The organism is Lentzea cavernae (assembly GCF_014653695.1).
Taxonomy (GTDB): Bacteria; Actinomycetota; Actinomycetes; order Mycobacteriales; family Pseudonocardiaceae; genus Lentzea; species Lentzea cavernae.
The window spans coordinates 75,720-87,276 of sequence record NZ_BNAR01000029.1 but is presented as its reverse complement, the minus strand read 5'-3'; the positions used below and the strand labels follow the sequence as shown (position 1 = coordinate 87,276).

Below are 11,557 nucleotides of genomic sequence, written 5' to 3'. Positions count from 1 at the left end.
CCTTCGGCATCGCTGGCTGGTGGGTGCTGGCCGTGACCTTGTGGTCTGACTGCTCGCCTTCGGCGTCGCTTGAGATCTGGCATTCCCTCAAGCTCGTGGGAGTGTCAGACATGGTCACTATGTTGGGTCGCGGGGGGTCCTGATCGCGGGGGGACGCCTGCGTGAGCATGCGCGACGGCATGCTCGCTCGCCCGGCCGACCCCGCCTGGCCGGGCATCACCACATCTGGTCCCGCACCGCGCTGCCTGGCCTGCATCACCACGCTCGGCCCGGCATCACCGTGCCTGACGCGGCATCACCAGGCTCGGCCTTGCCTGCCTGGGCGCCGCCCCGTTTGGGCAGGCGACACCATGCCCGGCCCTGGCCCACCTGGGCCAGACGGTGCCCGTCTCGCCTGCCCGGTACCGCCCGCGCTCTGCACCGCCCCGCCTCGTCGGCCCCGCCTCGCGTGCTCCGGCCCCGCCTCGCTTGGCCGGTCCCGTCTCGCCCCAATTCCGGCACCGGGGCGCCCGCTTCACCCCAGCGGGACTGTCAGACCCCACCGCTAGGTTGGGACGCGGGGGACCCTGAGCCCAAGGGGACGCCTGCGCGAGCACGCGCTGGGAGTCAGGTCAGAGAGGCGACCTGGTCGCTCACCACCTGCGCCGCCGCCGACACCAGGGCCGTCACCGCCGGGTTCGTCGAGTTGTCCTGGCGCCAGCCGAACTGCGTGTAGACGCGGAACGTCGGGGACCAGGGCAAGCGGACCAACCTGCCGTCGGCCAGTTCTGAGGACACGGTCACCTCGGGCATCAGGGCGATGCCGAGGCCTGAGGCCACTGCTCGTTTGGCGGCGTCCACGGAGTCCAGTTCCAGGACCGGGGCGCGGGTGTCGTCGTAGCCGAGGGAGTGTTCGAAGAGTTCGTGGTACGAGGCGCCGTTCTCGGCTCGGATGAGGGTGCTGCTCGTGAGGTCGTCCTCGGCCAGGGACTGGCGTTGGGTCAGCATGTGGTTCGGGCCCGCGACCATGACGAGGGGTTCGGGGCAGAGGACCGTTGTTTCCAGGCCCTCGCGCGGTTCGATCGCGCCGATGAAGAAGGCGCAGTCCAGTTGGCCGTCCCGAACCGAGTTCAGGTTGTTCAGCGCGTTGCGGGAGTGCAGTGAGAGTTGGACCGACGGGTAGCGCCAGCACATGTATTCGATGAGCGGTAGCAGACGGTAGTCGGTCAGGCTCTGTGCGGAACCGATGACGAGTTTGCCGTGCGGCTCGCCGTTCATCGTGATGGCTTTTCGGGCCTTTTCGGTGAGGTTGATGATGTTTCGTGCGAACGGGAGTAGTTCCACGCCCGCGGACGTCATCTGGATACCTCTGGGGAGGCGTCGGAAAAGGACGACCCCCAGGGCCTCCTCCAGGGCCTTGATGCGGGTGGTGATGGTCGGCTGCGAGCAGTTGAGCGTGGCTGCGGCCTTGGTGAAGCTCCCTGTCTGAACCACGGTCGTGAACGCGAGAAGCTGGCGTGTCTCCATCAGGCGGATCCTCGGGGTAAAACGGTGCGACGTCTTTTTCTCGTTCGTTCCCGTGGTCCTGTTACGGATGGTGCGGGAGCAGTAACGCTACCTGTCGGCCGCGTGGGCCCGATTAGTGCTAACGGAGTCATCTTGATCGGTCGGGAATGGCTGTTTCCGCCGAACGAGTGAAATTGAGACGAGCGTTTTGACGGGCCGTAGCGGGGCGACTCGTATCTGTTAAGTCGTTCGTCAGGCGAACAAAAAAGCGCCGCCGTCCGGATGTGGACGGCGGCGCCGGAAGTGACGAGAAGTGTTAGCAGGAGGCCGCCGCGGCGCCCACGAGGATGCGGTAGGTCGTGTCGTGCTGGGTGATCGCCAGCTCGTAGCCGCCACCGCCCGCCTCGGTGCGGTCGGCGTACTTGGCGAACTGCGGGTAGGCGGCCAGTTCGGCGGTGGTGGTGAAGCGGTTGACCCGCACGGTGGTGGGGATGCGGGGGCTGTTGGTGCTGTTCACGTGCATGGCGCTGGTCCAGCTCTCCAGGACGCCCTTGATCTCGTGCAGTTCGCCGTCGGCCTGACGCATCCACAGGCGCGGCTTCTCGGTGTCCCTGGTGTAGAACGGCTGGCCGACCGAGCAGGAGTAGTAGCGGTTGCCGAGCTTCACCACCGCGAACGGGACGTCGCGGACCTCGCGGTCGACCAGGGAGACGAAGCCGCCGGCGATCGCGCTCGCGTTCGTCTCGCGGTGGGCCGCCTCGGCCCTGAAGTCCTGCCTGGGCAGCCCGGCGTTGTAGGCCTCGTCGGACAGGCGGACGTCCCAGCCCCGGTGGGCCTCGGTGTACCCCGACGAGAGGTGGGGCGCGGTGAGGTTGAGGTTCTCCGCGACCAGCGCCTCGGAGGTCGTGCCGTTGACGAAGACGTAGGCGGCGGCAGTGGCCTCCGGTGGCGTGGCGGCGGTTGCCGGGACGGACGTGGCGAGCACCGCGGCGGCGGTCGCGCAGACCGCGAGCAGGCGCGTGGAAGTCTTGGACATGCGTGTCCCCCAGGATCACGTTCTCGAAGCCCCAGTAGCGGCCGGGAACGGCCGCTGACGGCACGCTATCGCTGCGCGGAGAGCCGTGTCACCGGCCGAAAGCGGGGTGGCGGCGGTCACGGTGCGGGTCTCGCCTAGACTCGCTGGGAATCCGGGCGCCCGCAGTGGTGGTACCGGCTGTCTTGCACGTTCTTGTTCGTATCGAGGAGTCCACGTTGAAGAGCACCGTCGAGCACCTGAGCCCGACGAGGGTCCGGATCAACGTCGAGGTGCCGTTCGACGAGCTCAAGTCGAACTTCGACCAGGCGTACCGGAAGCTCGCGAAGCAGGTCCGCATCCCCGGCTTCCGTCCGGGCAAGGCCCCCGCCAAGGTCCTGGAGAACCGCATCGGCCGCGCCCCGGTGCTGGACGAGGTCATCCAGGAGGCCATCCCGGCCAAGTACCTGGAAGCGGTCAACGCGGGTGAGGTGCGCACGCTCGGCCGTCCGGACTTCGAGGTCACCAAGATCGAGGACGGCCAGACGCTCGAGTTCACCGCCGAGGTCGACGTCCGCCCCGACATCACCGTGCCCGCGTTCGGCGAGCTCGCCGTGACCGTCGACGAGCAGGAGGTCACCGACGAGGACGTGACCACCCAGCTCGACGAGCTGCGCGCCCGCTTCGGCACGCTGACCGGCGTCTCCCGCCCGGTCGAGACCGGTGACTTCGTCATCGTCGACCTGTCCGCCACCGTCGACGGCGAAGAGGTCGAGGAGGCGCGCACCAGCGGCCTGTCCTACGAGGTCGGCTCCGGCCAGCTCGTCGAGGGCATCGACGAGGCGCTCGTCGGCGCCTCCGAGGGCGAGACCAAGACCTTCACCACGACGCTCGTCGCCGGTGAGCACGAGGGCCGCGAGGCCGACGTCACCGTCGTGCTGAGCAGCGTCAAGGAGCGCCAGCTCCCCGAGCTCGACGACGAGTTCGCGCAGCTCGCCAGCGAGTTCGACACGCTCGAGGAGCTCAAGGCCGACCTGCAGACCCGCCTGGGCCGCGTCAAGAAGATGCAGCAGGGCGTGCAGGCGCGCGACAAGGTCCTCGAGGCGCTGCTGGAGACCACCGAGGTCCCGCTGCCCGAGGGCATCGTCCAGGGCGAGATCGACGCCCGCAAGCACGACGCCGTGCACGCCTTCGACCACGACGACGCGAAGTTCGCCGCGTGGCTGCAGGAGCAGGGCCAGTCGGAGGAGGAGTTCGACGCCGAGCTGCGCAAGGCCGCCGAGCAGGCCGTCAAGACGCAGCTGGTGCTCGACTCGATCGCCGACGCCGAGCAGGTCACGGTGTCCGACGGCGAGCTGACCGAGCGGATCATCTACCAGGCCCAGCGCTTCGGCATCTCGCCGGACGAGTACGTCAAGCGCGCGCAGCAGTCCGGCCAGCTCGGCGCGATCTTCGCCGACGTCCGCCGGGGCAAGGCGCTCGCGAGCGTCGTGCGCCAGGCCGAGGTGTCCGACACGAGCGGGCAGAAGCTCGACCTCGACGAGCTCTTCGGCGAGACCAAGTCCGATGAGGACGGCCAGGAGTAGCGACCGGATCACTCGCCCTTCCCCGCGAGCGGGCGAGCTCCGGAAATACAGCTGATAGCGAACGCGGGCGGTGTCGGGCATCTGACGCCGCCCGCCTTCGTTAAGGTCGATCGCAGAGAGTTTTCGATTCCAGATTCGTTCCACCTGGAGTTAGGCAGGCAGACGTGACGCAGCACTCCTTCCCGACCCCCGAGATGCGGTCGGCCACCGCCGGGATGAACCTCAACGACTCGGTGTACGAGCGGCTGCTCCGCGAGCGGATCATCGTCCTGGGATCACAGGTCGAAGAGGGCATCGCCAACCAGATCACCGCTCAGCTGCTGCTCCTCGCCGCTGAGGACCCCGAGAAGGACATCACGCTCTACATCAACTCGCCGGGTGGTTCCGTCACGGCGGGCATGGCCATCTTCGACACGATGCAGCTGATCCAGCCGGACGTGGCCACGTACGCGATGGGCCTCGCGGCCTCGATGGGGCAGTTCCTGCTCTCGGCGGGCGCGCCCGGCAAGCGCCACGCGCTCCCGCACGCGCGGATCCTCATGCACCAGCCCTCGGCCGGTGTCGGCGGCACGGCCGCGGACATCGCGATCCAGGCGGACATGCTGACGCGCACCAAGCGCGAGATGGCCGAGCTCATCGCCGAGCACACCGGCCAGTCGCTCGAGACCATCACCCGTGACTCCGACCGCGACCGCTGGTTCACGGCGCAGGAAGCGCTCGAGTACGGCTTCGTCGACAAGGTCGTCACCAGGGCCCAGCCCGTGGGCGACTCGAACAACTGACGTCAGCTAGGAGACCTCAAGTGAGCCAGTTCCACATGCCGCAGTCGCGGTACGTGCTGCCGTCGTTCGTCGAGCGCACCAGCTATGGCATGAAGGAGTCGAACCCGTACAACAAGCTCTTCGAGGAGCGCATCATCTTCCTCGGCGTGCAGGTTGACGACGCTTCGGCGAACGACGTCATGGCGCAGCTGCTGGTCCTCGAGTCCGAGGACCCGGACCGCGACATCCTGATGTACATCAACTCGCCGGGTGGCTCGTTCACCTCGCTGATGGCCATCTACGACACCATGCAGTTCGTCCGCCCGGACATCCAGACGTACTGCCTCGGCCAGGCCGCGTCGGCCGCCGCGGTGCTGCTGGCCGCCGGCACCCCGGGCAAGCGCCACGCGCTGCCCAACGCGCGAATCCTGATCCACCAGCCCTCCATGGAGGGCGCGTACGGTCAGGTGTCCGACCTGGAGATCCAGTCGAACGAGATCCAGCGCGTGCGCCGCCTGATGGAGACCACCCTCGCGCGGCACACCAACCGGACGGCGGAGGAGGTTCGCGAGAGCATCGAGCGCGACCGCATCCTGACGGCCGACGAGGCCAGGGAGTACGGCATCGTCGACACGGTGCTGCCCTACCGCAAGCTTTCCGCCAAGTCCTGAGGGCCGGTGGAGGGGCGAGGTGTGCTCGCGAAGAGCGCTCGCCCCACCTACCGTCTCGTGTTCGACTGGGGACACCCCAGACCCCCGGCACGTGTCCAGGGGCTGGGACACCCGGCCGCTGGACATCGCCTGCCCACCCGACACGCCGGTGTGACCGGTCATCTGGCCTGATCGGCGCGTCGGGGGCACGCGGGTCCTCCCCGGAAACGGGGTCGGCCAGGTACCGTCAGGAGAACGGGCTTCGCACCCACAGCCAGTGGGACTGCCACAGCAAGTCAGCAGGCGCACTACAGCAGGTGTGCGCCGGAGGGGACATAGGTCAGCGGTCATGGCGCGTATCGGTGACGGCGGCGACTTGCTGAAGTGCTCTTTCTGCGGAAAGAGTCAAAAGCAGGTGAAGAAACTCATCGCCGGCCCCGGCGTCTACATCTGCGATGAGTGCATCGATCTCTGCAACGAGATCATCGAGGAGGAGCTGGCCGAAGCCGGCGACGTGAAGCTCGACGAGCTGCCGAAGCCCGCCGAGATCCACGAGTTCCTCGACCAGTACGTCATCGGCCAGAGTGATGCCAAGCGCACCCTCTCCGTCGCCGTCTACAACCACTACAAGCGCATCCAGGCGGGCGACCGCGGGCGCGAGGGTCGTGACGACGGCGTCGAGCTGGCCAAGTCGAACATCCTGATGCTCGGCCCGACGGGGTGCGGCAAGACCTATCTCGCGCAGACGCTCGCGAAGATGCTGAACGTGCCGTTCGCCATCGCCGACGCGACGGCGCTGACGGAGGCCGGGTACGTCGGTGAGGACGTCGAGAACATCCTCCTGAAGCTCATCCAGGCCGCCGACTACGACGTGAAGCGCGCCGAAACGGGCATCATCTACATCGACGAGGTCGACAAGATCGCTCGGAAGAGTGAAAACCCGTCGATCACGCGCGACGTGTCCGGTGAGGGCGTGCAGCAGGCGCTGCTCAAGATCCTGGAAGGCACCACCGCCTCGGTGCCCCCGCAGGGCGGCCGCAAGCACCCGCACCAGGAGTTCATCCAGATCGACACGACGAACGTGCTGTTCATCGTGGCCGGTGCGTTCGCAGGGCTCGAGAAGATCATCCAGGACCGGGTCGGCAAGCGCGGCCTGGGCTTCGGCGCCGAGGTCCGCTCCAAGGCCGAGACGGACGCGGCGGACTACTTCGCCGACTCCATGCCGGAGGACCTGATCAAGTTCGGCCTGATCCCCGAGTTCATCGGGCGTCTGCCGATGGTCGCCTCCGTCACCAACCTCGACAAGCCGTCGCTGGTGATGATCCTCACCGAGCCGAAGAACGCCCTGGTGAAGCAGTACCAGAAGCTCTTCGAGATGGACGGCGTCGAGCTCGAGTTCACCAAGACCGCGCTCGAAGCGGTCGCCGACCAGGCGATCCTGCGCGGCACCGGTGCTCGTGGTCTGCGCGCGATCATGGAAGAGGTCCTGCTCCCGGTGATGTACGACATCCCGAGCCGCACGGACGTCGCCAAGGTCGTCATCACCGAGCAGACGGTGAAGGAGAACGTGAACCCGACCATCGTGGCCCGGCAGCCCTCGCGCCGCGAGCGCCGCGAGAAGTCGGCCTAGGTTCGATCGTTCAGCGCGAAGGGCGCCCGGCTCCGGCCGGGCGCCCTTCGCGCTTTCCGGGGTCGCGGTGGGCGCGGCGCAGATCGTTGGCGGGGGAGTCCGTGGCCCATCCGAGGCGCCGCTGGGGGTGCAGACCGTGCAGCGCGAGTCTCTGGTCCGTCGAGCGGCCTGCCAGGTGTGGATGGCTCAGCCGGAATGTTGCCGGGGTACGGGTGGCTCGGCCGGGAGGTGTTGTCGGGTGTGAGTCGTGCGGCCGGGATGTGTTGTCGGGTGTGAGTCGTGCGGCCGGGATGTGCTGTCTGACGTAGGCCGCTCCGCTGGGGCGTCCTGGCGGCGGGGAGGCGCGCGAACGGGGTGTTCTGCCGGGTGCGGGAGTGTCCAGCCGATGTGCTGGGCGTCGCCACTAGGGTGGAGGCATGTCGCTGCCCCACGTGCTCCTGCTCCACGGCTACACCGGCTCCGGTCCCGGCCACTGGCAGCGCTGGCTGGCCCAGACCGTGTCCGAGCACGGTGGCCTCGCCGACCTGCCGCACTTCAGCAGCCCCGAGGCGCCGGACCGCGACACCTGGCTGGCCGAGCTCGACACCCACCTCGAAGCGCTGCCGAAGGACCGCGAACGGGTCGTCGTCGCGCACTCGCTCGGGTGCTACCTGTGGCTGCACCACGCGGCGCGCGAGAACATCGCGCACGTCGACCGGGTGTTGCTGGTCGCGCCGCCGGAGCTGGACCACCCGGAGCCGGCCATCAAGTCGTTCTTCCCGGCTCCGCTCGACCCGGCCGGGCTGCGCCGGGCCGCCACCGAGACCCGACTGGTCGCGGGCGAGGGGGATCCGCACTGCTCGATGCAGGCCGCCAAGCAGCTCGCGGAGGCGTTGCGGATCGAGATCGACGTGGTGCCGGGGGCCGGGCACATCAACATCGACGCGGGTTATGGCGAGTGGCCCGCGGTGCTCAAGTGGGTGCGGTCGAAGACGGTGCCGCTCTCGCCTCGCTAGACGTCACTTCTGGGGGGAACGTGATCGAGCTCGAGGAGCTGATCGAGGAACACGGTGTCGTGGGCGCCCAGCTCGCGGTGCTGGCCGAGGGCGAGATCACCGACGTGGCGGCGGGCGTGCTGAACGCGGACACGCGCGCGCCGGTGACGGTGGACTCGCTGTTCCAGATCGCGTCGATCACGAAGGTGTGGACGGCGACCCTCGTGCAGGAGTTGGTGAACGAGGGTCGGCTCGACCTCGACCGGCCGGTGTGCGAGGTCCTGCCGGGCTTCCGGCCGGTGGTCACGGCGCGGCAGTTGCTGACCCACACGTCGGGCATCGACGGGGATCTCTTCCACGACACCGGGGCGGGCGACGACGCCGTGGAGAAGTTCGTGGCGCGGCTGGCGGAAGCCGAGCAGGTCAGTCCGCCGGGTGCGGTGTGGTCCTATTGCAACAGCGGCTACGCGGTGCTCGGCCGCATCGTGGAAGTGTTGCGGGGCAAGCCTTTCAACACCGTCATCCAGGAACGGCTCGCCACACCGCTGGGTCTGACCGTCGCGACGACTTACGCGGAGGCGCGGCACGCCGCGGCGGGACATGTGGACGGACGCCCGGTGACCGATCCGGGGCCCGAGTCCGACTGGCCCGCCGGGTCGGCGCTGGCGATGAGCGCGCGGGACCTGCTCGCGTTCGCGCGCATGCACCTGGCGACGCCGGGGTTCGCGGTGATGCGGGAGCCGCAGGTGCCGGTGCCGGACTTCGGGTTCCGCGCCTCGTGGGGCCTGGGCTGGGAGCTGCCGGGGTATTCGGGAGGGCCGGTGATCGGCCACCGCGGGAGCAACCAGGGGCTGGCGTCGTTCCTGCGGATCGCGTCGGAGCGCGGGGTCGCAGTCGCCCTGCTCACCACCGGTGGCGCGGCGGACGAGGTGTTCGACGCCGTCATCGAGAACGTCTTCAGCGGCCTCGCCGGAGTGCGCAGGCCCGAGCCGCCGGTGCCGCCCGCCGCGCCCGAGCCGGTGGACGGTCGCTTCCTCGGCACCTATCGGTGTTCCGGGCATGAAGTGGTTGTGACGCAAGCAGATCACGGTCGTGTGCTCGTGGATCTGGACGGTGACGCACGGGAGTACGTGGCCCTGCGCGAGGACGCCCTGATCGCCGTGGACGAGCCGCACACCGTGCTGGTGCTCGTGAACGACCTGATGCACTTCGGGCGGGCCGCCGTCCGAGTCTGAGGATCCTGGGGGATCAACGTGATCGATCTGGACGAGCTGGTCGAACGGCACGGTGTCGTCGGTGCCCAAGTCGCGGTGCTGCACCACGGCGGAATCGTCGACATGGCAGCGGGTGTGCTGAACAACGTCACCGGGGAGAAGGTGACGACGGACTCCATCTTCCAGATCGGGTCCATCACCAAGGTGTGGACGGCGACGCTCGTGCAGGAGTTGGTGAACGAGGGCCTGCTCGACCTCGACCGCCCTGTGCGCGAGGTGCTCCCGGAGTTCCGGCTCGCCGACGAGGGCGCCGCCGCGATCATCACGCCGCGCCATCTCCTCACCCACACCGCGGGCTTCCAAGGTGACCTCTTCCACGACGTCGGCAACGGCGACGACATGCTGGAGAAGTACGTCGAGCGCTTGGCGGACGCGCGGCAGGAGGTCCCGACCGGCGAGCTGTACTCGTACTGCAACAGCGGCTTCACGTTGCTCGGCCGGATCGTGGAGGTGTTGCGCGGCAAGCCTTTCCGCGTCGTCCTCCGGGAGCGTCTGATCGACGGGCTGGGCCTGCGCACCGCCGCCGCGAGCCACGCCGAGTACGCCACGCGGACCCTCGCCACGGGGCACGTGGGCAAGGAGCCCAAGCCCGCGGCCACGCTGATGGCCGAGGGTGACGCACCGGCCGGCACGGCGCTCGCGATGAGCGCGCGGGACCTGCTGGAGTTCGTGCGGATGCACCTCGGCACCAGCGAGTTCGACGCGATGCGCGAGATCCAGGTCGTGCCACCGGACTTCGGGCACGGCGGCGGCCAGGGGCTCGGCTGGGCGGTGCACGAGTACCCGGACGGCGTCACGGGCATCGGCCACACCGGATCGACCAGGGGGTACCGGGCCTACCTGCGGGTGGTCCCCGGGGCCGGGCTCGCGATCGCCGTCCTCACCAACGGCGGGGGGAGCCTGGGGCTGGCCCGCGCGGTCTACGAGGAGGTGCTGGGCAAGGAGGGCATCACCCTGCCCGGCCTGCCCACACCACCGCCGTTGCCGGTGCCGGTCGACGTCGAACGGGTCGTCGGCGTCTACCGGTCCACCGGGCTGGAACTGCACGTCACCGAAGGCGATGGCGGCAGGGTCAAGCTCCGGTACGTGCCGCTCGACTCCGGCTGGGAGTCGTTCGTCGACGGTGACGAGCACGAGTTCACCGGGCTGCGCGACGACGCGCTGATCGCGGTCGACGGCGAGGACGGGTACCACCCGGTGGTCGTCCTGTGTGGACGGGACGAGGACGGCCGGGCGGAGCACCTGCACTGGGGCCGGGCGGCCCAGCGGGTCTAGACGGCGCGCTTCGCGTACTTGGCGAGGAACTGCACGACGTCGGGCGTGACCTTGCGGTACAGCCCGTCGTCGTGGCCACCGGACTTCACGGTGCCGACCTGGGGGCGCACCTCGCGGATGAACCGGCGGGTGCCCTCGATGAACTTGTCCTTGTCGCCGATCCACACGCCGAGCGCGGTCGGGCCGGTGGACTGGAGGTGGCGCAGTGGGTCGAGCGACGCCCACTCGCCCTCGTTCTTGAACGCGCGGCGCTTGGCCATCTCCGGCCACGCCGTGATCAGGCCGGGGGAGATGGCCGCGGCGGCCGCGATCGGGTCGCCGCGCTCGGCACGGCGCCTCGCGTAGAGCAGCGAACCGAAGCCGCCCATCGACACGCCCGTCACCGCGAACGGCTCGCCGTAGCCGCGTTCCTTGAGCCAGCGCGGGACCTCGTCGAGCAGCATGGCCATCGGGTCGTCGCCGGGGACGTTCTCGTGCCAGTAGTTGTCGCCGCCGTCGACCGCGATGAAGCCGAACGCGGGCACCGCGCCCTTCGCGACGGCGGCGGTGAGGACCTCGGGCAGGTTGCCCACGGCCGCGTGCCGGGCGTCGCCGCGCAGGCCGTGCAGCAGGATGGACATCGGCAGGCCGCGGGTGTTCGCCCCGGCCGGGAGGTAGAAGGCGAGGGTGACCTCGCGGTGGCGGGCGGCCGAGTACACGCGCTCGATCCGGACCACCGGTTTCGCGACCGGAGTGGCGCGCACCTTGTCCGCCGTCGCGATCTGCTGCTCGACGGCGCCCGACGACGACACGTACGTCGCGACGCCGGTGGCTGTCGCGATGACCACGCCGATCGCCGCGAGGAGGGTGCGGCGGCTGTACCTCGGTTCCCCCATGCTCACCTCATCGTGTGGGGACCGTTCCGCGTTTC

General features: G+C 69.1%; 10 protein-coding genes. 7 read left to right on the top strand and 3 right to left on the bottom strand.

What is annotated here, in order from left to right; genetic code table 11:
* Positions 1–606 precede the first annotated feature (606 nt).
* Positions 607–1,506 carry a LysR family transcriptional regulator gene (locus IE307_RS45325; RefSeq protein WP_191305690.1) on the bottom strand — a complete coding sequence of 300 codons (900 nt, stop codon included), beginning with the start codon at positions 1,504–1,506 and terminating at the stop codon, positions 607–609.
* A 295-nt stretch (positions 1,507–1,801) separates the two neighbouring features.
* Positions 1,802–2,521: a hypothetical protein gene (locus IE307_RS45320; protein WP_191305689.1), complete on the bottom strand. Its 720-nt coding sequence runs from the start codon at positions 2,519–2,521 to the stop codon at positions 1,802–1,804.
* Between the two features lie 215 nt (positions 2,522–2,736).
* On the opposite strand from IE307_RS45320, the gene tig reads away from it, so the two are divergent.
* From tig to IE307_RS45285, 7 genes are all read left to right on the top strand, one after another.
* Entirely contained in the window at positions 2,737–4,083 is a 1,347-nt protein-coding gene (tig, locus tag IE307_RS45315) for a trigger factor (protein WP_191305688.1), read from the top strand.
* A gap of 194 nt (positions 4,084–4,277) precedes the next feature.
* On the top strand, positions 4,278–4,865 hold the full coding sequence (locus IE307_RS45310) for an ATP-dependent Clp protease proteolytic subunit (RefSeq protein WP_191305699.1): 588 nt from the start codon (positions 4,278–4,280) through the stop codon (positions 4,863–4,865).
* A gap of 35 nt (positions 4,866–4,900) precedes the next feature.
* A complete protein-coding gene (locus tag IE307_RS45305; protein WP_191305698.1) occupies positions 4,901–5,515 on the top strand; it encodes an ATP-dependent Clp protease proteolytic subunit in 615 nt (204 codons plus the stop codon).
* Positions 5,516–5,843: 328 nt separating this feature from the next.
* Positions 5,844–7,124 carry an ATP-dependent Clp protease ATP-binding subunit ClpX gene (gene clpX / locus IE307_RS45300; protein WP_191305687.1) on the top strand — a complete coding sequence of 427 codons (1,281 nt, stop codon included), beginning with the start codon at positions 5,844–5,846 and terminating at the stop codon, positions 7,122–7,124.
* Positions 7,125–7,540: 416 nt separating this feature from the next.
* Positions 7,541–8,119: an RBBP9/YdeN family alpha/beta hydrolase gene (locus tag IE307_RS45295; RefSeq protein ID WP_191305686.1), complete on the top strand. Its 579-nt coding sequence runs from the start codon at positions 7,541–7,543 to the stop codon at positions 8,117–8,119.
* A gap of 20 nt (positions 8,120–8,139) precedes the next feature.
* Positions 8,140–9,333, top strand: a complete 1,194-nt coding sequence (locus IE307_RS45290; protein WP_191305685.1) for a serine hydrolase domain-containing protein — start codon at positions 8,140–8,142, stop codon at positions 9,331–9,333.
* A gap of 18 nt (positions 9,334–9,351) precedes the next feature.
* Positions 9,352–10,647 carry a serine hydrolase domain-containing protein gene (locus IE307_RS45285; protein WP_191305684.1) on the top strand — a complete coding sequence of 432 codons (1,296 nt, stop codon included), beginning with the start codon at positions 9,352–9,354 and terminating at the stop codon, positions 10,645–10,647.
* Here IE307_RS45285 and IE307_RS45280 read toward each other — a convergent pair.
* On the bottom strand, positions 10,644–11,522 hold the full coding sequence (locus IE307_RS45280; protein WP_191305683.1) for an alpha/beta hydrolase: 879 nt from the start codon (positions 11,520–11,522) through the stop codon (positions 10,644–10,646). The genes IE307_RS45285 and IE307_RS45280 overlap by 4 nt on opposite strands.
* Positions 11,523–11,557 lie beyond the last annotated feature (35 nt).

Excerpts from the sequence above, each read along its gene's own strand:
- IE307_RS45325 (WP_191305690.1), bottom strand. The coding sequence starts at position 1,506 with ATGGAGACACGCCAGCTTCTCGCGTTCACGACCGTGGTTCAGACAGGG.
- IE307_RS45305 (WP_191305698.1), top strand. The coding sequence starts at position 4,901 with ATGCCGCAGTCGCGGTACGTGCTGCCGTCGTTCGTCGAGCGCACCAGC.
- IE307_RS45310 (WP_191305699.1), top strand. The coding sequence starts at position 4,278 with ATGCGGTCGGCCACCGCCGGGATGAACCTCAACGACTCGGTGTACGAG.
- clpX (WP_191305687.1), top strand. The coding sequence starts at position 5,844 with ATGGCGCGTATCGGTGACGGCGGCGACTTGCTGAAGTGCTCTTTCTGC.
- IE307_RS45295 (WP_191305686.1), top strand. The coding sequence starts at position 7,541 with ATGTCGCTGCCCCACGTGCTCCTGCTCCACGGCTACACCGGCTCCGGT.
- IE307_RS45280 (WP_191305683.1), bottom strand. The coding sequence starts at position 11,522 with ATGGGGGAACCGAGGTACAGCCGCCGCACCCTCCTCGCGGCGATCGGC.
- IE307_RS45320 (WP_191305689.1), bottom strand. The coding sequence starts at position 2,521 with ATGTCCAAGACTTCCACGCGCCTGCTCGCGGTCTGCGCGACCGCCGCC.